The sequence below is a fragment of the Streptosporangium sp. NPDC049046 genome (assembly GCF_040649155.1).
Classification (GTDB): Bacteria; Actinomycetota; Actinomycetes; order Streptosporangiales; family Streptosporangiaceae; genus Streptosporangium.
Genome location: NZ_JBEZEZ010000026.1, coordinates 47,504 through 67,224 on the forward strand (window position 1 = coordinate 47,504; position 19,721 = coordinate 67,224).

At 69.6% G+C, this 19,721-nt stretch carries 25 protein-coding genes; 12 read left to right on the forward strand and 13 right to left on the reverse strand.

Annotation, left to right across the window (positions count from 1 at the left end):
• Positions 1 to 215 precede the first annotated feature (215 nt).
• Together AB0B96_RS30730 and AB0B96_RS30735 are read left to right on the forward strand one after the other, a co-directional pair.
• Complete coding sequence (locus AB0B96_RS30730; RefSeq protein ID WP_362904254.1) at positions 216 to 1,097, forward strand: hypothetical protein; 882 nt, start codon at positions 216 to 218, stop codon at positions 1,095 to 1,097.
• Entirely contained in the window at positions 1,094 to 1,948 is an 855-nt protein-coding gene (locus tag AB0B96_RS30735) for an isocitrate lyase/phosphoenolpyruvate mutase family protein (RefSeq protein ID WP_362904256.1), read from the forward strand. Before AB0B96_RS30730 ends, AB0B96_RS30735 begins: the two co-directional genes overlap by 4 nt.
• Here the strand turns inward: AB0B96_RS30735 and AB0B96_RS30740 are convergent.
• Both AB0B96_RS30740 and AB0B96_RS30745 read right to left on the reverse strand, forming a co-directional pair.
• On the reverse strand, positions 1,912 to 2,574 hold the full coding sequence (locus AB0B96_RS30740; RefSeq protein ID WP_362904258.1) for a response regulator transcription factor: 663 nt from the start codon (positions 2,572 to 2,574) through the stop codon (positions 1,912 to 1,914). The genes AB0B96_RS30735 and AB0B96_RS30740 overlap by 37 nt on opposite strands.
• On the reverse strand, positions 2,571 to 3,698 hold the full coding sequence (locus AB0B96_RS30745) for a histidine kinase (protein WP_362904260.1): 1,128 nt from the start codon (positions 3,696 to 3,698) through the stop codon (positions 2,571 to 2,573). Before AB0B96_RS30745 ends, AB0B96_RS30740 begins: the two co-directional genes overlap by 4 nt.
• Positions 3,699 to 3,925: 227 nt before the next feature.
• Between AB0B96_RS30745 and AB0B96_RS30750 the strand changes: the two genes are divergently transcribed.
• From AB0B96_RS30750 to AB0B96_RS30770, 5 genes are all read left to right on the forward strand, one after another.
• Positions 3,926 to 4,345, forward strand: coding sequence for a DUF6223 family protein (locus tag AB0B96_RS30750; protein ID WP_362904262.1), 420 nt, complete (start codon positions 3,926 to 3,928; stop codon positions 4,343 to 4,345).
• Positions 4,346 to 4,389: 44 nt separating this feature from the next.
• Complete coding sequence (locus AB0B96_RS30755) at positions 4,390 to 4,509, forward strand: VOC family protein (protein WP_362904264.1); 120 nt, start codon at positions 4,390 to 4,392, stop codon at positions 4,507 to 4,509.
• A 340-nt stretch (positions 4,510 to 4,849) separates the two neighbouring features.
• Complete coding sequence (locus tag AB0B96_RS30760; RefSeq protein ID WP_362904266.1) at positions 4,850 to 5,389, forward strand: DUF1062 domain-containing protein; 540 nt, start codon at positions 4,850 to 4,852, stop codon at positions 5,387 to 5,389.
• A gap of 82 nt (positions 5,390 to 5,471) precedes the next feature.
• Entirely contained in the window at positions 5,472 to 5,621 is a 150-nt protein-coding gene (locus tag AB0B96_RS30765; RefSeq protein ID WP_362904268.1) for a hypothetical protein, read from the forward strand.
• A 57-nt stretch (positions 5,622 to 5,678) separates the two neighbouring features.
• Complete coding sequence (locus AB0B96_RS30770; RefSeq protein WP_362904270.1) at positions 5,679 to 5,972, forward strand: hypothetical protein; 294 nt, start codon at positions 5,679 to 5,681, stop codon at positions 5,970 to 5,972.
• Between the two features lie 30 nt (positions 5,973 to 6,002).
• Here AB0B96_RS30770 and AB0B96_RS30775 read toward each other — a convergent pair whose 3' ends face one another.
• From AB0B96_RS30775 to AB0B96_RS30785, 3 genes are all read right to left on the reverse strand, one after another.
• Positions 6,003 to 6,566 carry a hypothetical protein gene (locus AB0B96_RS30775; protein ID WP_362904272.1) on the reverse strand — a complete coding sequence of 188 codons (564 nt, stop codon included), beginning with the start codon at positions 6,564 to 6,566 and terminating at the stop codon, positions 6,003 to 6,005.
• 163 nt (positions 6,567 to 6,729) lie between these two features.
• On the reverse strand, positions 6,730 to 6,951 hold the full coding sequence (locus tag AB0B96_RS30780) for a hypothetical protein (RefSeq protein WP_362904274.1): 222 nt from the start codon (positions 6,949 to 6,951) through the stop codon (positions 6,730 to 6,732).
• Positions 6,952 to 7,063: 112 nt separating this feature from the next.
• Positions 7,064 to 7,339, reverse strand: coding sequence for a hypothetical protein (locus AB0B96_RS30785; RefSeq protein ID WP_362904276.1), 276 nt, complete (start codon positions 7,337 to 7,339; stop codon positions 7,064 to 7,066).
• Positions 7,340 to 7,741: 402 nt separating this feature from the next.
• Here AB0B96_RS30785 and AB0B96_RS30790 point away from each other — a divergent pair, with 402 nt between their 5' ends.
• Positions 7,742 to 7,933: a hypothetical protein gene (locus AB0B96_RS30790; protein WP_362904278.1), complete on the forward strand. Its 192-nt coding sequence runs from the start codon at positions 7,742 to 7,744 to the stop codon at positions 7,931 to 7,933.
• Entirely contained in the window at positions 7,923 to 8,201 is a 279-nt protein-coding gene (locus AB0B96_RS30795) for a transposase (RefSeq protein WP_362904280.1), read from the forward strand. The genes AB0B96_RS30790 and AB0B96_RS30795 overlap by 11 nt, the downstream gene beginning before the upstream one ends.
• A 93-nt stretch (positions 8,202 to 8,294) precedes the next feature.
• Here the strand turns inward: AB0B96_RS30795 and AB0B96_RS30800 are convergent, their stop codons facing one another.
• The 4 genes from AB0B96_RS30800 to AB0B96_RS30815 form a co-directional block, all read right to left on the reverse strand.
• A complete protein-coding gene (locus tag AB0B96_RS30800) occupies positions 8,295 to 8,813 on the reverse strand; it encodes an SRPBCC domain-containing protein (RefSeq protein ID WP_362904282.1) in 519 nt (172 codons plus the stop codon).
• Entirely contained in the window at positions 8,810 to 9,112 is a 303-nt protein-coding gene (locus AB0B96_RS30805; RefSeq protein WP_362904284.1) for a metalloregulator ArsR/SmtB family transcription factor, read from the reverse strand. The genes AB0B96_RS30800 and AB0B96_RS30805 overlap by 4 nt, the downstream gene beginning before the upstream one ends.
• A gap of 96 nt (positions 9,113 to 9,208) precedes the next feature.
• Positions 9,209 to 9,757, reverse strand: a complete 549-nt coding sequence (locus AB0B96_RS30810; protein ID WP_350949677.1) for a YciI family protein — start codon at positions 9,755 to 9,757, stop codon at positions 9,209 to 9,211.
• Positions 9,758 to 9,928: 171 nt separating this feature from the next.
• The gene (locus AB0B96_RS30815) at positions 9,929 to 10,792 is read right to left on the reverse strand and encodes a LysR family transcriptional regulator (RefSeq protein WP_362904287.1); all 864 of its coding nucleotides are present in this window, start codon (positions 10,790 to 10,792) and stop codon (positions 9,929 to 9,931) included.
• A gap of 93 nt (positions 10,793 to 10,885) precedes the next feature.
• Here AB0B96_RS30815 and AB0B96_RS30820 point away from each other — a divergent pair, with 93 nt between their 5' ends.
• On the forward strand, positions 10,886 to 11,623 hold the full coding sequence (locus tag AB0B96_RS30820; protein WP_350949675.1) for an SDR family oxidoreductase: 738 nt from the start codon (positions 10,886 to 10,888) through the stop codon (positions 11,621 to 11,623).
• Between the two features lie 48 nt (positions 11,624 to 11,671).
• On the opposite strand, the gene AB0B96_RS30825 is transcribed toward AB0B96_RS30820, so the two are convergent.
• Together AB0B96_RS30825 and AB0B96_RS30830 are read right to left on the reverse strand one after the other, a co-directional pair.
• On the reverse strand, positions 11,672 to 12,736 hold the full coding sequence (locus AB0B96_RS30825; RefSeq protein ID WP_362904289.1) for a hypothetical protein: 1,065 nt from the start codon (positions 12,734 to 12,736) through the stop codon (positions 11,672 to 11,674).
• A gap of 852 nt (positions 12,737 to 13,588) precedes the next feature.
• Complete coding sequence (locus tag AB0B96_RS30830; RefSeq protein WP_362904292.1) at positions 13,589 to 14,746, reverse strand: hypothetical protein; 1,158 nt, start codon at positions 14,744 to 14,746, stop codon at positions 13,589 to 13,591.
• Positions 14,747 to 14,918: 172 nt separating this feature from the next.
• Between AB0B96_RS30830 and AB0B96_RS30835 the strand changes: the two genes are divergently transcribed.
• Both AB0B96_RS30835 and AB0B96_RS30840 read left to right on the forward strand, forming a co-directional pair.
• Complete coding sequence (locus tag AB0B96_RS30835) at positions 14,919 to 16,100, forward strand: tyrosine-type recombinase/integrase (protein WP_362904294.1); 1,182 nt, start codon at positions 14,919 to 14,921, stop codon at positions 16,098 to 16,100.
• A 455-nt stretch (positions 16,101 to 16,555) separates the two neighbouring features.
• Complete coding sequence (locus tag AB0B96_RS30840) at positions 16,556 to 18,250, forward strand: hypothetical protein (RefSeq protein WP_362904296.1); 1,695 nt, start codon at positions 16,556 to 16,558, stop codon at positions 18,248 to 18,250.
• A gap of 332 nt (positions 18,251 to 18,582) precedes the next feature.
• Here AB0B96_RS30840 and AB0B96_RS30845 read toward each other — a convergent pair whose 3' ends face one another.
• Positions 18,583 to 19,146, reverse strand: coding sequence for a site-specific integrase (locus tag AB0B96_RS30845; RefSeq protein WP_362904298.1), 564 nt, complete (start codon positions 19,144 to 19,146; stop codon positions 18,583 to 18,585).
• A 112-nt stretch (positions 19,147 to 19,258) separates the two neighbouring features.
• Positions 19,259 to 19,597 carry a hypothetical protein gene (locus AB0B96_RS30850; protein ID WP_362904300.1) on the reverse strand — a complete coding sequence of 113 codons (339 nt, stop codon included), beginning with the start codon at positions 19,595 to 19,597 and terminating at the stop codon, positions 19,259 to 19,261.
• Between the last annotated feature and the right edge of the window lie 124 nt (positions 19,598 to 19,721).

Consider the following 19,721-nt stretch of genomic DNA (forward strand, 5'->3'; position numbering starts at 1 on the left):
CCGCCCCCGGTCATCGCCGACTTCGCCTCGGGTGAGTGGACGCGGACGAGTGGACGCGGACGAGTGGACGCGGACGAGTGGACGCGGACGAGTGGACGCGGACGTTTCGGCGAGTGCCGAAACGTCCGGCGTCTAACCTTCTGAAGATCACCGAGTCCCGCGCCTTCTCCTTCGCCCACCGACCGAGAGGGGAGGCGCCCACTCAAGGAGAACCGATGACGTCCGACCCGCTGGTCGTGAGCCGTCCCGCCGAGATACGGGCCGTGCTGGCCGACTCCCGTTTCACCGTCGACCCCGTACCGCGCCCGCCGTTCGCGTTGACCGTGGCGTGGCTGCGCGGAGCGGTCGGCCGCTTCACCGAGGGGTCCATGCACGCCGAGCGCCGGGCCGCGGGGGTGGCGGTACTGGCCGAGCTGGACTCGGGCGCGTTGCGCGCCGAGGCGTTCCGGCTGGCCTCGCGGGACATCGCCCCTGCCCCCTGTCCTCCGGAACAGGTTCCGGTGCTGGTCCTCGCCATCGCGCTGGGCGTACGCGCCGAGGACGGGCCGAGTGCCGTGCGGGCCGTCGCGGCGATCGCCCCGGCCTACCTGCCCGGCGTCGGGGCCGGGCCTGGCGAGGAGGAGAGCAGGGACGTGGCCGACAAAGGGCTGGTGGAGCTCTCGCGCCTGCTGGGTGATCCGCCTCCTGAGCGGCTGGCCGTGCTGGCGGGACTGCTCGCCCAGGCATACGCTCCCACCGTCGCCCTGGTCCGCGGAGCCCTGGCCGCCGCAGCGACACGGTTTCCGGCGGGAGGGGGAACCACTCCCGCGAAGTCGCGCCCGGCCGAGGCGTGGTCGGTGGAGGAACTGCTGGACGAGACACTGCGCCACGATCCTCCGGTCCGGACGCTGCGCCGCAGGACGCCCGGCGACGGGAGGATCGTGGTGCTCGACGTCACGGCGGCCGGCCGGGATCCGCAGGCACTCCCTGACCGGGACCTCGCGCGCGCGGGAGGCGAAGCGGAGTACCTGACGTTCGGGGCGGGGTCGCGTGCCTGCCCGGGCAGGCACGTCGCGCTGGCCCTGGCGGCCGGGACGATCGAGGCGGCGACCCGATGACGTTCGCGCGCTTCAGGGCGCTGCACCACGCGGACGAGCCGCTGCTGCTTCCCTGCGCGTGGGACCACGCCTCCGCGGCGGCCCTGGCACAGGCGGGGTTCGCCGCGATCGGGACGACGAGCCTGGGGGTGGCCGCCGCGGCGGGCAAGCCTGACGCCGGGCGGGCGACGCGGGAGGAGACACTGCGGCTGGCACGGACGATAACGAGACTGGGCGTCCCGGTGACGGTGGACATCGAGGCGGGCTTCGCCGAGGCGCCCGAGCGGGTCGCCGACCTGGTGGCGGAGTTGGCCGGACTGGGAGTGGCGGGGATCAACCTCGAAGACGGGCGCGGTGACCGCCTGGCCGACCTTTCGGCGCAGGCCGAACTGGTCGCGGTGGTCAAGAGCCGGGTTCCCGAGGTGTTCCTCAACGCCCGTACCGACGCGTTCTGGCTGAACCTGCCCGATGCCCTGGCTCTGGCGCTGGAAAGGACCCGCGCCTACCGCGAGGCGGGGGCCGACGGGGTCTTCGTACCGGGCGCGAGTGCCGGGCGGGACATCGAGGCGCTGGTGGCCGGGGCCGGGGTACCGCTGAACGTGCTCGTCTCCCCCGGCGTGCCGATGCGACGGCTCGCCGAACTGGGGGTGGCCCGCGTCAGCTACGGGTCGCTGCTGTTTCGTGCGGCTTTGGGCGCGGCCGTCACCACGGCGCTGGCGGTGGCCCGGGGCGAACCGGTCACCGGCGAGGTGCCGTCCTACGAGCAGGTCGAGGCGCTGCACCGGTACGGCCCGCGCACCGGCGACGGCACGCGCGCGACGAGCGATCGCGAAGGTCAGGAGTCGCGTGGGACCACCAGGCCCGATTCGTAGGCGAGGACCACGAGTTGGGCGCGGTCGCGGGCATGAAGCTTGGTCATGGCCCGGTTGATGTGGGTTTTCGCGGTCAACGAGCTGATCACCATGCGGTCGGCGATCTCGTTGTTGGACAGACCCCGCGCGACCAGGGCGACGGCCTCGCGTTCACGGTTGGTGAGCTCTTTCAGACCGGTGCCGGCGCCGGGCCGGGGCGGCTGGGCGATGTACCGGTTGATGAGCCTGCGGGTGATCGAGGGGGCGAGCAGCGCGTCGCCCCGGGCGGCGACGCGCACCGCGTGCAGGAAGTCCTCGGGCACGATGTCCTTGACGAGGAATCCGGCCGCGCCGGCGCGCAGCGCGTCGAAGACGTGTTCGTCCAGGCCGTAGTTGGTCAGGATGACGACATGCACCCCGGCCAGGGCCGGGTCCGCGGCGATGAGCCGGGTCGCTTCGATGCCGTCGACGACCGGCATCTGGATGTCGACGAGAGCGACGTCGGGCAGGTGCTCCCTGGCCAGGGCAAGCCCCTGCCTGCCGTCAGCGGCCTCGGCCACCACCTCGATGTCGTCCTCGAGGTCGAGGAGCGCGCGAAATCCGCTGCGGACGAGCGGCTGGTCGTCGACGAGCAGGACCCGGATCACGACGTCCGCTCCACGGGAAGTTCGGCCTGGACGGTGAACCCGCCCTCCTCGCGCGGTGCCGCCCGCAGGTGCCCGCCGAGGGCGGTGACCCGTTCGCGCATCCCGAGCAGACCGACACCGGGCACCGGGGCCGCGTCCGACCTGGCCTTGCCGTCGTCGTCGACGCGTATCGCGAGGGTGTCGGGACGGTAGTCGATCCGGACCGACGCCGTCGCGGCGGCGGCGTGACGTGCGATGTTGGTCAACGACTCCTGAACGATCCGGTAGACGGTCCGCTCCACCGCGGCCGGCACGTCGTGTCGCCGCCCCTCGATCGTCAGCGTCGCCTCCAAACCGCCCGTCCGGGCCCGTTCCACCAGTTCGGCGACATGGTCGAGGCCGCGCGGCGGGGTCGGATCCTCCTCGCGCAGCGCCTCCAGGGTCGCCCGCAGTTCCCGGGTCGCCTCACGACCGGCCTCCCGGATCGCCAGCAGGGCCTCCGGCACCTGCTCACCACGCTTGCGGGCCACATGGACGGCGACCTCGGCCTGCACCTTGATGATCGAGATCTGGTGGGTGAGCGAATCGTGCAACTCCCGCGCGATGTGCAGCCGCTCCTCGTCGGCGCGGCGCCGCGCGGTCTCCTCCCGGGTGCGCTCGGCCTCGTCCGCCCGCCGCTCGGCCTGCCGCAGCGCCTCCCCCGCGGCGCCGGCCGCGATCAGCCAGGCCAGTTCAAGGGCGCCTCGGGCCTGCGCGAACGCCTCACCCGTGTCGTGCGACCCCGCGGCCAGGGCGGCGAGCGGAAGAAGGGCCAGCATGATCACGCTCGCCGCCACCGTGAAGGCGCGGTGCCCCGCCCGCACGGCCGCGTACACCGCGAACAGGTACGCGACGGCGGGCACGTCGAAACCGGCCGCCTGGTAACCCACCGCGCACAGCCCGGTGACGGCCAGGACGACGAGTGGAGCACGACGGCGCGCGACCAGCACCAGGCCGCCGGCCGCCAGCAGCGCGTAGCCGAGCAGCTCCAGGTGGGGGGTGGAGTGCCGCCCGGAGAGTCCGGTGACCAGCAGTGTCGACGCCACGCCGACGGCGATCACCCAGTCTGTGGCATTCGCCCGCACGCCGGACCGTCCTGTCCCCATGGGGGGACCTTAGCCGGATGTCCCCGCGGGCGACTCCTGCGCGCGGACCAGTCTCCGGCTACCGCATCCGCGGTATCTTTCGCGGCTCCTGCGGCGTTCACGGCAACCGGGTGCGCGTCGGTGGCAGCGCGAAGTGCCCGCCCGTGCGGGACGACCGGCGACGGGTCCGGCGGACATGATCGGGCGACATCCGGTTCGCCGGAGAAGACACAGAAAAGGAGCGCCCCATGTCCGTCCGTCACCTGCTCGCCGTCGCGGCCGCCCCGATCGCGGTCCTCGCACTCGCCGCACCGGCGGCCGCGCACGCCTCGGCCCAACTGGACCCCGTCGGCGCCTACACCATGACCGCCGGGCGTCTGTGGTCCCTGATCGCCGCGCTGCTGGGGGTGGCCGGCGTGGTCGTCGGCGGGCTCGCCCTGGCACGCTCCGCGGGGCGTATCGGCTCCGGCTCCGGGAGAAGGGGGGCCGTCATGGCTCTGGTGGCGGGGGCGGTCGGCGCGGTCGTCGGCGGGCTGGTCGTGGCCGCCGCAGACGGTGGCCCTGGCACCGGTTACGGAATAGTCGGGGGCTTCATGGCCCTGGCGGTGGGGCTGATCGCCATGGCACTCGGCGGGCTGGCCCTGTCCCGTTCCCGCCGCGCCGTCTGACGTCGATACGGCGGTGACGTTCGCCCGCGGCCCATCAGGCGGAGTTGGTCGCGCGCCTGCGGGAGTTGGGTGCGACGCCCGCGGACGTGGGCCGGGGCGACGTCTCGTGGATCGTCCTCACCGGCTCGGCGGGCGACGAGTTCTGCGTCATCACCCCGGGCTGACGCGAAGCCGTGGACACCGGCGACGGCTACCGGCCCCCTGGACGGCCTTCGTCGGAGAGGGGCCGGTAGCACCGACGAAGTCTCGGCCGGAAAACCGTTTGGGTCTTCTTTCCGCGTTCCCGTAGGTTGCCTCCCAGCCCCGCCGTAGTGAGGACAGAGGACAAAACCGCGTGACCCCGCCTGCTTTCCAGACCTGACACCTTCTTTCGCTCACCTGTAGCCGACGTTCCCGTCGGTCCTGCCGGGCTGCCCGTGTGCGCCCGCTCCTACAGCGTTTGAGGTCGCGCGCAATCGGCCTCGTGTCAGGTCTAGAGAGATCATGTCTTCACAACCTCATATCGTGCTGCCCTGGGTCGTTCGCCGGACCAGGCTTCCTCTGCTGTCGCTGCGGTGCGTGGACTGCCGGTCGGAGTCGGCCACCCCCGGCGAGGGCAGGTTCCGCGTCAACGCCAACGGCAAACTGCTGGACGTGTGGCTGCTGGTGCGCTGCGTGTCCTGCGATCGGACGAGCAAGCTCACCGTGCACGAGCGAGCGCCGGTCAGATCCTTCGATCCGGCCGAACTTCACGGCTACCGCGTCAACGATCCGGAACTGGTGGCGTCCAGGCTGCTGGATCCGCTGCTCGCCAGGCGCAACCGCTTCGTCCTGGACTGGACAGGGGCCTGGCGGCTGGACATCCGTTCGGCATGGTCCGACGAGGCGTGGCCGGTGCGGGTGGAGGTCGTCTTCGAGGATCCGGTGCCGGTGCGTCCGGAACGGCTCCTCGCCCAGGGGCTGGGCCTCAGCAGGAACGAGGTGCTGCGCCGGATCAAGTGCGACATTCCGCTGCGCCGTACGACGAGCACCGGATTCACCTTCACCGTGATGGCCGAGGACTAGGAACTGTTCAAAGTTCGGATCTTGGTGAGGGCCGGTGGCGGGCTGGTCGTGGCTGGTAGAACTCGGGCTGGAGGTGGTCAGCGTGGACTCCACGATCGTGTGGGCGCATCAGGAGTCGGCCGGGCCGGCGGTGGCCGGACAGACCCTGGATGCGCTGGAACAGGAACTGACCGAGGAAAAGAGGGCTCCGCTGGCCAAGCAGCCGCCGGTGCTGCGGGTGATGCGCCGCTGAACCGCGCTGGTCCAGCTCGCGGTGGGCCTGCGGCGCCCGCGCCGCAGGCCGTACACGGTGGTTGCGGGGCTGTCGGGGTTGCTCCTCACCGGGCTGACGGCCGACGCGCTGTACGGGGTGATCGCGGAGAACGAGACAGTGCTGGGAGTGGGCGTCCCCTCGGCCCTGCCCTGGTACGGCCTGCTCGCCTGGCTCGGCCTCGCCGCCACTGCTGTCGCGGCGGCCCGCCGACCGCGCGCGGGAGACGAAGGGCTCGCCGTGGGAGGTTTCCGGAAACCGCCGGGAGCCCACCTGGTGGCGAAAGTCGTCTACCTGGGATTCCTCACGTGGTGGTACGTCTATCTCTTGTGACCCGCGGCCGCCGGAGGCCGGCGGGCGAGGTCAGCGTCTTTTCCATCTCGAAGAAGTGCTTATCAGCGGCTTGCCCGGCCATGCCGGCGCCATTGCTTCGGGGTTGAGGAGCCTGCGTGCCGTCCACGACATCGCGGGCCGGGCCGCCGTCGTGCCAACTGTCACGAGATTGGAGGACACGACGGCCGCGACGTGCGCTTCACCAATCGGAAAGCTCATCTTCCTCCCCTCCTTTCCCGGCATATGAACGTTGAGGCCCAGGCCGGCGGCCTCCGACTCGCCAGGATTGTGCAGCCGCAGCCCACACGCTCCGCATGTAAGACTCTCCGCTTGAAGAAATCTCCAGCCCCCGTCGACGTAGGACTCGCAACCACCTTCACCGTCGGGTTCGACATCGACAGAGACCTCGAAGTCCTCACGACCGAAGCAGGACGCCTCATCGTCCCCACACGTCGGGCACGTGGCGTTGGCATAGTCTGCGTCATCAACAAGGTTGATCCAGGAGTGCGCCCGGCGAGCCCCTATAACCGCCGCGTGCTGTTCCTCGGGAATCTTCGACATCAGGTCGTCGAAATGGCGTTTGGCCTGCGCCATTCGACGCGGACGTCCTTCTCGACCTCGTTGAGTGTTTCGGAGACCGGGGACTCCACCAGGTTCTGGTGGTCGCCCCACCGGTCGGCTGTGAGGACCCCGAGGTCAGCGCGGGCCTGACCGAGGACTTCCCGCCCGAGGAGATGGCCGACTTCATCTCCTCGGGTCACCGCCCGGCCTGGCCGGCCCTAATGGCCAAGAACCGCGACCAGACCCCGCCCCCGGCGAGACCTGACAGGAGGCCGGCCATGTACACCGTCGCCGACCTGAAATGGCTCGCCATGGAGATCACCGCCTCTCGCCGGATGGAGGACATCGCGGTCCTGACGGGCCCGGAGCGGGCCGCTGAACTGGAGGAGATGGTCGCCCGCTGGCAGCGTACGACCATCGAGGAGACTCCCGCCCCCACGGCTACGCCGTCGGCGCTTCCCTCTGGAGCAGGAGAGCCGACCGGGGTGCTGAGCCGAAAGACTTCACTCTTGCCGCCCGAAGGAGACCGTTCAGTCCAGGATGCGGAGTCTCCACGGGTAGTTCGCGGGTCCCGCCTGATCGCAGGCGTACGACCTTGCGCCCATGGCGACCCATGCCGTGCCCGACTGGACGCACTCGTAATGGAACATGTAGTAGCCCTCCGTCCACCACACTGACGGTGCGGAGGCGCTCGCACCATGCGTCGCCTCGGTGGTGGCCGCAGTCGCCGCCGGGCTTGCGAACAGCAGGATTCCCCCGGCCACCACCGAGGCGGTCGCCATGGTAAGCGCGTTCTTGACTCGCATTTGTACGTCCTCTCCGTTCCTACTGCTGATGACGTGAGTTGGCGGTCACGTGTCCCCCGATCCCGGCGGGCGCGTGGCTCGCTTTCCTCCAGCAGGTCTACGGCACGGCCACTCGCGCAGGTCATGATCGTGCGCGTTCTTGTCCGTAATCCTGGAGTCCGTGTCCGTTTTCGACAGGGTGCGCGTTCCTGGACGAACCCCGCCCGGCCATGGCGGTAGAGGCCGGCACCTGCTGCCCGGTGCCCCGAGGACCAGGTGCTGCGCACGACACGGCGGGCGTCTTCCGCGTTGCCGAGCGCGTCGGCGGTTACGTCGCGTCGGCCGCCGAGTGCCCGCGGCCAACGGAACCCCGCTCCGAGCAGCTGCCGACAGACACGGGGCGATCGGGGTGTGCCCAGTGACATGAGCAAAACTTCATGGGACAAGGAAGCCGCCGCCCGAGTGCAGCCGGCCGCGGCGAAGAACCCCGACAGCCCCAACGCCCGCGACGGCCTGGATCGGGAAGCGCAGTCGCGGGCGCTGGCAGGGCGGTACGGTCAAGACGATCGGCGTCAAGCGGGAGGGCTCGCGCTGGTACGTGAGCGTGTCGTGTGACGACGTGCCCGCCGAACCGTTGTCCGCCACCGGCACTACCGTCGGGATCGACCTGGGTGTGGCGTCGCTGGTCACCACCAGCGACGGTGAGCACCTGGACAACCCTCGTCACCTGGCCGCCTCCGCCGACCGTCTCGTCGGCGCCCAGCGCGACCTCGCCCGCAAGAAACGCGGCGGCGCAAGGCGGTGGCCCGCGTCGCCGCCCTGGCCGAGTACAGCGGGCCTCCAGCTCACCGCGGCTCCATTCCCGAAACCATGCCAATCCTGAACGTACGAGCCACGTCCCGTCACGGAACGCGAATGGAGTTGATGAGTGAGGACGCCACCGAATTGGGCGGGACGGCCGCCGTGGTGCGAGGGGTCAGGTGTCGCCGTTGTCTCCGCGCAGAGCCGCCGCGAAGCGCCGACCCGGTGCCGGGTCGACCCCGAAGCGCTCGGCGTAGCGTTCGTGATTCTCCTCCCACCCCTCGTGCGCGTCCTCCTCTGAGAGGTCCTTGCCGGCGAGATGAGGCTCAAGCCGCGAAAGGTAGGCGTCCCAGCCGGTGGCGGTCTGCGCTGAGATGTCGCGGTCGTCGAAGACGTGGGTGAAGACCAGGCGGCAGCCGTCTCCGTGAGCGGTCAGATCGAAGCTGTACGCCTGGCCGGCATAGGTCCAGGCCAGGCGGTGGGGCGGATCGACCTCTGTCACCTCGCCGGTCACGCCGGCGACTTCGAAGCTCTCTCCCGTCGCCGGTGTCCAGTCCGCGGCCGCGGGAAACCAGCGCTCGAGCTCCGCGGGCACGCTGACGGCTCGCCACACGCGCTCGACCGGGTAGGCGAGCGTGCGCTCGAAGCGCAGCGCCGGGCGGCCGTCGATGGTTTCCAGGGTTCCGTCGATCATGGGTTCTCCTCCAGGTGTCGTTCCAGGGTGTCGAGGTGTCTGGACCAGAACACGCGATAGGGCTCCAGCCACTGGTCGACCTCGGCGAGGGGATCCGGGCGCAGCGCGTACATGCGCTGCTTGCCGTTTTTGCGCACCACGACGAGTCCGGCCTCGCGCAACACCTTGAGGTGCTTCGACACGCCGGGTTGGCTGAGGTCGAGGCGTTTCACCAGCTCCCCGGCGGGCCGCTCGCCGTCACGCAACAGGTCGAGAATCTGTCTGCGGTGCGGCTCGGCCAGGGCTGCGTAGGCGCTCATGCATTCATATTGCCAGATGGAAATATGATGCTGCAACGTAAAGCGGGGGCGGGCGACGATCCTCGTCGCCCGCCCCCGGCGCCGGTCAGGCACTCATCATCGCCGCCCGCCGAACCTCCAATCGTGGACCTCGATGTCGGCGTACCGGCCCGCGGTCAGGACGTCGCGTGCCGCGTCCGGTCCCGGCGCCTGGACCAGCAGCGCCGTACCCAGCCAGGTGGTGCCGTCGTCCGACAGCAACGGTCCATAGGCGATCAGGCCGTCCCGGCCGGGCGGCGGGACGAGGTCGGCAGCCTGCCCGGAGCCGAGGCCCACCACCAGATACCGGTCACCGCCGTCTCGGTCGCCGGGAAAATCCCACATGGTGCGCCCCAGTACGTTGCGCCATCGGCGCAGCATCACGTCCCGATACACACCGGCCTGGTAGTTGGGCTCTTCGAAGGCGAATGCACGCGCCGTGGCGAGATCGGGCAGATCGACGATATGCACACTGCCGGTGGCCGTCTCGCCGCCGGGGCCGAGGGTCGGGCCACGCGCGATCATCGTTGCCGCGTACCCGTCCATGTAGGACCAGTGCTCTTCCACCAGCTCGTCGCGCAGGGCCGCTGAGTCAGGTCGATCGCGGTGATAACAGAAAAACTCCATGCGAGGAGTCTTACCTTGACTTTCTCCCTCTCGTGAACGACGGGGGTTCCCGTTACGCCCTGAGGTTGGCGTACCGGCCTGCGATGCGCCTTCGCGCTGCCGGAGAAGCCGTGGTCCGGCCAGAGGTCGTCATACCCGCATCGTCGGACCAGTACGAAGGGCGGGAGAGCGTCACAGTCGTGTGGCCGTGCGGACCAGGCCGGCGAGGGCGAGGGAGCGGCTGTGCGCGGGCCAGGCGATGTGGGTGACGACGGGGGGCGCGTCGGTCAGGGGGACGGCGGTGTGCTCGGCCCACAGCCAGGAACGGGCGGAGTCGGGGAGGACGGCCACGGTGCGTCCGAGGGCGATCAGCTGGGCCAGCTGTGTCTGGTCGCGGATCTCGGGTCCCGGCCCTGGCGGGTAGACGCCGTGGCGGGGCCAGCGGGCGAGAGGAAGATCGGGGACATCGCCGACGTCGGCCAGGGACAGGGCCTTGCGCGCGGCGAGGGGGTGTCCGGCGGGCAGGATGGCGATCTGCCCCTCGGTCATCAGTTCCTCGCTGTCGAACCCGGCGAGGGAGTTGAACGGCGCGTGCATGAGCGCCACATCGGCGCGGCCGTCGCGCAGCAGCCCTTCCTGCTCGCAGAGGCCGCACGGCAGCACCTCGATCTCGGCAGCGCCGGGTTCGGCCGCGTAGGCGTCGAGAAGCTTTCGCAGCAGCTCGTGGGAGCCGGCGGCCTTCACCGCCAGTACCAGGCGGTTGCGAGGACCGTCCGGATCGTCGGCGCCACCGGCGCGGCGGGCGCGGCGGGCGGCGGCGGTGGTCGCGTCGAGGGCCGCGCGGCCCTCGTGCAGCAACACCTCGCCGGCGCCGGTCAGAAGGACGCCGCGGCGGTTACGTTTCAGCAGGGAGACGCCCAGGCGTCGCTCGAGCTGCTGGATCGCCCGGGACAGCGGTGGCTGGGCCATGCCGAGGCGTTCGGCGGCCCGGCCGAAGTGCAGTTCCTCGGCGACGGCCACGAAGTACCTCAACTCGCGGGTTTCCAGGGTGTCCACCGCCACAACATACCTCGGTGATACCTGCCGGGTATGACAGGATGCCGTATCGGTGTTGGATGCACCGCTTGTCCACCCGCGACCATCAACGGCATGAGCGAAACGAAGACCGCGCTGGTGACCGGCGCGAACAAGGGAATCGGGTACGAGATCGCGGCCGGGCTGGGCACCCTCGGATACCGCGTGGGCGTGGGAGCCCGCGACGAGGTTCGGCTCAAGACCGCCGTCGAGAAGCTGCGCGCCGCCGGGGTGGAGGCGTTCGGGGTGCCGCTGGACGTGACCGGCGACCAGAGCGTCACCGAGGCCGCGGAACTGGTCGAACGGCAGGCCGGGCGCCTGGACGTCCTGGTCAACAACGCCGGCATCTCAGGACCGGTGGGTCCGGGCTGGGTGCAGGACCCGACCGCGCTCGACCTCGATGTGGTCCGCACGGTCGTGGAGACCAACGTGATCGGCGTCATCCGGGTCACCAACGCGATGCTGCCGCTGCTACGGCGCTCGGCGTCGCCACGCATCGTCAACGTCTCCAGCAGCGTCGCCTCCCTCACCCGGCAGGCGGACCCGGACATCGAGATCGGCCCTGTCATGGCGGCCTACGCGCCGTCGAAGTCCTTCCTCAACGCCGTCACCGTGCAGTACGCCCGGCAGTTCGCCGGTACGGACATCCTGATCAACGCCGCCTGCCCGGGCCTGGTCGCGACCGACTTCACCGGCTTCCAGGGGCCCCGCACCCCCGAGCAGGGCGCGGCCACGGCGATCCGGCTCGCCACCCTGCCCGACGGAGGCCCGACCGGCTCGTTCTTCGAGGACGACGGCGTCATCCCCTGGTGATCTTCAACCTGTCGTGAACCTGCGGCAGGCCCCGCGCCCAGCCACTCGTCAGCCTTCGGCCCCGGATGGCTCGGCCCGCAGTTCCGCGGCGACGGCGCGTTCCCTGAGCTGGGCGGACTCGGCGCGCAGTGCCTCCATCTGGTCGCGTAGGTCCGACAGGCGCATCTGTTCCATGGCCAATCGCAGGCGCATCTCGTCACGTTCGGCGAGCGCCTCGGCGGCCCTGGCCGCCGCGCGCTCCTCCGCCTCGGCGATCTTCTCGGCGGCCCGTTCCTCGGCCTTGGCCACCCGGCGCGCCGTCCGCTTCTCCGCCTCGGCCGCCTGCTTGTCCGCCCGGTCGGCCCGTGTGCGCGCCTCGGCCGCCTCGGCCAGGGCTTCGGCATGGGCGGTCGCCGCGGCGTCGGCACGCGCCAGCGCCCGGTCCCGTTCCGCTTCGGCCGCCTCGGCACGTGCCCAGGCCGCCGAAGCGGAACGCTCGGCCTGTCCCCTGGCCTCCTGCGCGCTCGCGGCCTCCCGCAACGCCTGGTCGCGCTCGGCTCGTGCCCCCTCGGCCTGCTCCTGTTCGTGAACGGCCCGGGCCTCGGCCCGGCGCGCCTCGGCCTCCGCGGCCTCGACGCGCTCGGCCATCTCCCGCAGCGCCGCGTCTCTGGCAGCTTCGGCCCGCTGGGCCCTGCGAGTGGCCTCCTGCTCGGCCTGCCTGGCCCGGCGTTCGGTGCTGGCCGCCTCGTGCAGCGCGGCCAGTGCCTGCTCCCTGGCGGTCTCCGCGTCGGCCAGGGCGTTGTCGCGTTCGGCATTGGCCTCCTCCACGCGGCGCGTCATCGCGTCCCGCTCGCGCCGGGCGTGCTCGGAAGCCTCCCGCGCCAGGCGTACCTGCTCGAAGGCCTGTTCCCGCTCGGTGCGCGCGATCGCCACCCGGGTGTGCGCCTCGGCCTGCACCGCGCTCACCTTGGCCTCCACCCCCGCCGGGCTCAGCTCCTGCGCCAGCACCTGCGCCAGCGGCGCGATCGCCGCGGTCATCCCCTTCTCCATGCGCTCGTAGAACTCCTCGGCTCTGGCCAGTGCCCCCTCAAGCCCCGGTGTCGCCCGCCGCATCTCGCGTTCGCGCTTGGCCACCGCCTGGCAGTCTCCCTGCGCGCAGTAGGCCCTCGGTCGTCCCCTCCCAGGCCTCTGCTCGATCGGCGTCCCACAGTGTTTACACGGCGTCATCGCACCCGGCTCCCGCATGCGCAGCAGCCTAGCATCTTGATTTTCCAGAAATTAAAAATAAATAAACAAGATCTGTTGCGTCTCCCTCAGCTCCAAGTAACTACCGGGAATGTAAATTCCCGCAAGTTACTGTGCCGAACGGATCCGACGGCTGGAGACACCTGCAAATCCGCACTGGGATGTCTGCTGCAAACTGCCATGAAGTTGTCCTGGCGTAATGCCAGTTGATGTCAGTGGATTTGCCACTCCATGTCAGCAAAGTCACTAAGCCTCGCCCGATCCGCTCGGCGGAGATCCCCAGACGCAGGTAGTTTCCCCAGCTGAGAGCTCTGTTCTCCGGCAAACTCATCGCTTCGACGCCAGTCTGCCGCCGTGTCCAGGCCGCGTTCTTCCTCTCCACGAGCAGCGTCCCGTATGACCTGCTGAGGAGTCTTTAGCGTGCTCCGCGCCGCTCTTCGACCACGCTCGACTGACGAGCCGTGTCACTCTGCCACGTACTGACAGCCCTCATCAGCAGCTTGACCTGTGATTTTGCCGCTGAGTGTCAGTGCTGTTGTCACTGAGATGTCAGTAGCATGCCTTCGACGCTCCCCAACGGTCTCTCTCCACGATCGTCTGCTCTTGGTTCAACGCTCAGTCTCTTCGCCCGTCCGATTCGACGCCTGCACTCTTGAACGGGGGGCGGAAGTGGCGTTGAGAGAGGCGTTTTCCGGCGGCGATGGTCGCTGTGGCGCATGGGTGTGTGCGTCTCAGGGACGCTCAGCGAATTTCCTCTCGATGGGCGGCGGCGCCCGCGCCCTCGGCCGATGTGGTCTCCGGGGCCGGTTGGAGGGTGAGGAGCCGGCTGATTGTCTGCTGGGCGATCTCTTCGCGCTGCTCGGCGGCTTGGGCGCGGTGTTCGGCTCGCTCCAGTGCCTGTTGCAGGGCCTCCAGTCGGGCGTCGGCCACTGCGGTCGCGGTTTGCGCCTCATCGCGGTGAACTCGGGTTTGCCGCAGGTCCTCGCGTTCGGTGGCGAGTTTGTCCTTCAGTCGGGCGATGTGCGCGGTGAGTTCCTCGCGGACCCGGCCGGTCTCGGCGCGCGCCGCCTCGGCGTCCTGGCGCGCTTTCTGCTCGGCGGTCTCGGCGCGCTTAGTGCGGCTGCCAGCGGTTTTCAGGTCGCTGTGAGCTTGCTCGAGATCGGCGGTGCGCTCGGCGAGCGCGTTGCGCAGAGTGGCAACCTGCCGGTCGTGGTCGTCGGCCGCGGTGGCGGCCTGGCGGCGTTCGGCGTCCAGGACGCCTTGCAGGGCGTCGCGTTCGGAGGTGATCCGCCGAGCGGCGCGCTCAGCAGCCGCAGTGCGCTCAGCGGCGGTGGTGGCGTCCTGCTGGGCGCGGGCGCGTTCAGCTTGGTGCTCGCCGGCCGCGCGCCAGGCGGCCCGTTCGGAGTCCTCGGCACGTTGTTGCGCCGCGGTGGCCTGCTGGAGGGCCTTGTCCGCTGTGGTGATCGCGGCTTGGGCCTTGTGCTGGGCCTCGGTGGCCCGCTGTTCGGCGGCCGCGGCGGCGGCGCGGGCCTCTTCGGCGGCCTGTTCGGCGGCGTCGATCTGGGTGAGCGCGCCGGTGGTCACGGCGTTCAGTGCCTCGGTGAAGGCGGCCAGCTGGGCGCTCCACTGTTCGCCCGCGGCCAGTAGGTCTCCGCTGAGCGCGCCGGTGCGGCGGAGTGCGTCGGCGACGACCGGGGTGTGGGTAGCGGTGCGGGCGCGGTGCGCGGCGGCGCGGCAGGCGTCTCCGCAGTACAGGGCCGGGCGGCCGCTGCGCCGACCGGTGGGCTCCAGTCGGTTGACGCAGCCGGAGCGGGCACACATCCGCCCCGTATCGGGATCATCTGGGCCCGTCTCCAGAGGCGCAAAAGAGGCGAACATGCGGGAAGGATCTTCACTCACCGGCAAAGAATATCATCGTACCGTTCGCGAACGATCATATTTACGTACGTCACGAAACGAAATTTTGGAGATCGAGTGCACCTCGGGCAGGCTTGCGATAACTTTGCTTATCGAAAGCCTAAGAGCATCGAAATAGATCCGATGATCCTATGAATTGGTAGGGAGTGGCTGCATGCATCTGAAGCGCCCCAACGACGACGATGGCGTGATGTCGGACCTTGGTGCCGGTGACGGTGCCGAAGTGGATGTCTCTCCCGAGGAGCCGAGTTCGCCCGGGACCGCGCTCGCCTGGCGCGCTCCGGTCGATAATCCGGCACGGATGGACGATGCGGTCGTCTTGGACGGGGTGACGGTCACCGGCGATCGGCGCTCGGCCGACGAGTACGTGACCGAGGAGGCGGCGCGGCTGATCGCGGCGGCTCCGGCGGCCAACACCACTCGCGCCTACGCCCGTATCTGGGCCGACTACTTGTCCTGGTGCACCGCCACCGGCCGCACTCCACTGCCGGCCACCGCCGCCACTCTGGCCAGTTTCGTCGCCGAACTCACCGGACGTGGCCTGGCCCCGGCCAGCATCGACCAGGCGCTGGCCTGCGTGTCGTCCGCGCACGGCAAGGCCGGACTGCCCAGACCGCACACCACCGCCGCCCGCGACGCGTTGCGCGCCTACCGGCGCGCCTGGAGCGCCAAACCGGGTAACACGGTGCGCAAGGCCCCGCCGATCACCATCGACATCCTGCGCAGCCTCATCGCCCACACCCCCGACGACACCCCCACCGGGATCCGGGACCGGGCCGCGCTGGTGCTCGGCTTCGCGCTGATGGGCCGGCGCAGCGAGCTCGCCGCCCTCGACTGCGAACACCTCACCTTCCCACGCCAAGGACTGGAGGTGTTCATCCCCGTCAGCAAAACCGACCAGGACGCCGCCGGGCAGACCGTCGCGGTCCCCTACGGCTCACACTTGGCCACCTGCCCGGTCCGCTCGGTGCAGGCATGGCTGGCCGTGCTGGCTGAGCACGGCATCACCACCGGCGCGCTGCTGCGGCCCATCGACCGCTTCGGCCGCATCGGCGGCACCCCCGGCTGGGCCGGCCGCGGCGGCCTGCGCCTGTCCGGCGTCACACTGAACACCATCGTCAAGGACGCCGCCCTGCGCGCGGGCCTGGCCGACGCCGAACGCTACAGCGCGCACGGGCTGCGCGCCGGCGGCGCCACCACCCTGGCCGACGCGAACGTGCCCACCGGCAAGATCGCCGAACAGGGCCGCTGGAAGCCCACCTCCCCCACCGTGCACGGCTACGTCCGCGCCGTCGACCGCTGGAAGGACAACCCCATGGGCAAAGCCGGCCTGTAGGGGCCCGCCTTAACGAGATTAGTACCTTGCGCCGGAACTTCGATGGGTAGCCATGCCGTCCCATGCCACTCTCCTCTCAACGGGTGGCATGAATCCAAGAACCCGACTCCACCGAACTCGGGGTACATCACTCCACGAAACCCGGCGCGATTCAGTGGCCCGGGGCTGCGACCATTGCAGTCAAGCGCGCCAGACAGGCTGTCTGGCGCGGGCAAAGATGACAGTTGCCAATGTTTGTTATCTGCACCCTCAGCTGGACTGCTGAGCGCACGGAATTTCGTGATTATGGTTGCCCGAAACGGGATCCTTGAATGGCGACAAGATCGAATTCGCATCAGGATGGTAACGAAAGCGGTCAGAAGGTGAGGTCTCCGGCTTTCGGAGGGCTGAGTGGTCGAAGATGGCTGCGACATTGCAGAGGAAAGGGAAATCCGGTGTGGTCGAAGTGGTCATCGTTGGTCGCCGGACTGGCATTGTCGGCTGGTCTGGTGGCGGTTCCGGCCGAAGCGTCGGTGACATGGGCGTCGGTCACGAAGGTGACGGCCTCACCCGCCCGGCAGACGACCGACTGCCCGGCAAGTGTGGGATTCTCTGCCGTTGTCCACCTCGGCGGGAAGGGTGTTGTCCGCTACCGCTGGGTCCGCGCCGACGGAACCCAAAGCGCAGTCAAAACCATTACGGCGCGGGGGCCCAAACGCGTCACCGTACGAGACCGGCAGGTGTTCGACGGTGACGCCAAGGGCTGGCAGGCGGTGCAGATTCTCGGCGCCCGGCCCGTCCTCTCGCAAAAGGCGCGGTTCACGGTGACATGTTCGGGCCGCGAACCCGTTTACACACCCATTCGTCCCCTGCCTGAAGAAACCCCGCCAGAGCGGATACGGACTGCGGTCTCTGTCAAGGCCGCGCCTTCCAGCTACGCGGGCAAGTGCCCGGCGGAAGTGCAATTCACCACGCATCTCCAGGTCTCCCGAGTTCCGGCGCGGGTCGCTTACCAGTGGATCGACAGCGCGGGCGGCGAGGGGCCGATCCAGTACGCCATCTTCACCACCTCACGGAGTCGCACCCTCTCCACCACAGCCACCGTCACCAAGAGCACGACCGGTTGGAAGGCCGTCCGCGTTCTGCGTCCCCACGTCACCGTTTCGAGCCGGGCCGTGTATGCCGTCACCTGCGACACCGGGCCCGTCGTCGCGACCCCGAGCATCGACATCGGACCGTTCTGGAACTCAGGCAAGTGTCCGATGACGGTCCGGTTCACCGGGAAGGTGACTGTCAACAAGGTCCCCGCCACAGTGGTCTACGAATGGGTGAACGACCAGGGCGTCAAGGGCCCGTCGGGGACGCTGAGCTTCACCGGGCAGCCGGGCGCCCTCGCCGTCACCCCGTACGACTATCGGACGCAGGTCAAGGGCTCGGTCACGCTCAAGATACTCAGCCCCGCGGCCGAACCGGTCACGACCTGGTTCGGGGTGATCTGCCAGGATGGGAACCCGGTGGGAGCCCACGGCCAGGTGAACGAGGTCGAGTTCGCCGGGAACCAGGCCGACATGTGCGGGCCGCAGAGAGCGCTGCGCGCGAGGGGAACCGTCCGGGCCGCGAGTGGACCAGCCACCGTTACCTACGAGTGGATGATCAACGGTAGTCCCGTCGGCGTCACCGACTCAGCAACCTCCACGGGTACGGATCCATGGTTCCAGGACGTCGTCACCCTGGGGCTTCAAGGCCACCACGCGGTCTCCGGCTCGCTGGCGCTTAAGATCCACAACGACGGCACCATATCCCCGACGGTGAACTACGGCACGACGTGCGCCGACGCCGATCATGACATCTTCGTGGTCCACACGGTGCCGGACGCAAACCCCTTCTGCGGCAACAACGCGTGGGTCAAGAACCGCGCCTACTTCATCGCGAACGAATTCACTGGCACGGCCGACTACCAATTGATCAGGAAGGCGTCCGACGGCCAGTGGCAGCCGACCGGCGCCCCAACCACGGTCACGTTCACCGGGAAACCCAGCGAACGGATCTTCGTCAATCTTCCGTGGCCCGCGACCCAGACCGAGGCGGGCCAGTTCAAGCTGGCGCTGACCCACGGCGGCCAGATCTATGAGACAACACCGCTCTCATACACGGTCACCTGCCCTGCCTGACCTTCTCGTTGAGTTCGGCCGCGATCCCATCGGATCGCGGCCGAACTCAACGCCGGCGCACCGAGGCTGCCCAGGCAGGGGTCACCGTAGTCTTGGCCGAAAATCCAACGAACCCGCTCCTGACCTGCGATAAAGCTGGGTCTCGCGCTCATTGATCCGCCCGTCGGACACCCAATGATCGGGGCTTTCGCCCTCTGACGGTCCTCTGGCGAAGCGTTTAGGCCTCGGAACGGCCACCCGCGATGGTGACGGCGGGGTCTGTCGGTCAGCAACAGCGGAGAATGCAACGAACCCACCCGTGACCAGGGAACCCTTCGGGATTCGTGGGACGGTCAGCGGCGTTTTCGGCGGGCGACGTGGTCGGCGACGGCGTCGACGCCTGGACGGGCGTAGCGCTCCAGCGATCGGACGGAGGCGTGCCGCGAGCGGACGAGCAGGGTGGGGGTGTTGGTGCCGTCTTCGGCTTCGTGGGTCAGGGCGCTGTGCCGGAGCTGGTGGAGGGTCCACCCTCCGAGCAACTCGAGTTCGTCGGGGTCGGTGACGCCAGGGTTGGCCAGGGCGCGGGTGTGGAACTCGAACAACTCGGCGGCGCGCCGGTAGGACAGGCGGGCCCGGCTGGTGGCTCGGCACTTGTCCTTGGTCGGCGTGCGGGCGGGGGCCTTGCGGGTGGTGAGGAACATCGGGCCGCTTGATCGGCCTTTGATGAGGCGCGGCAGGAGTTGGGCGGTGCCGGACTGCCAGTGCACCCAGTCGGTCGCGCCGCCCTTGGAGGTGACGCGCCCGCGTTTGTCGTCGGGCAAGAGGTCGGGGATGTCGAGGGTGAGGATCTCCTCGGCCCGCGCGCACGTCTCGTACAGCATCCGCCACAGGGCCTTCTCCCGCAGCGGGACCTTCAACGCGAACAGGTCGGCGATCTGGTTCCTCGACAGTGCTCTCGTGCGGTCGGGCGGCGCGGGCCTGCGTTCGATCGATGATCGGGCTGGTGGTAAGCCATCCGCGGCCGCGCCATCAGGCGACGGCGGCCTTCATCACCGACAGCTCCCGGTTGACGGTGTTGGCGTCGATGAGGCGAGCACGTTCCACGAACGCTGCGGTGATCGCCTCGACCGCGCCGGGCGCCTCTAGTTCGGCGAGGGCGACGGCGGGCGGGGTGGCGCCGCGCCGGTCGGTGCCGAGTGGGGCCTGCTCGCCGCGGGCGAGCCACGCCCATGTGGTGAGGGAAATTTTGTAGATCCGCTTCGAGGATGCGGTGATGCCCGCGGAGCGGAGGTAGGCGTCGACCGCGGTGGCGAAGGTCTTGGGTTCGTCGCGTCCGAGGGGGATCACTTCGGCGGCGCTCGCGCTCATCGGCTCCGAACCCTCCCGTCTTCCCGCAGTAAATGCGTACACCTCGCGTCGGGGTGGTGATCTGAGCGTGCCAGGTCGGAGCGGGGACCGCCACCGCCTCGCGGGGCGTCTCCCGCAGTAAATC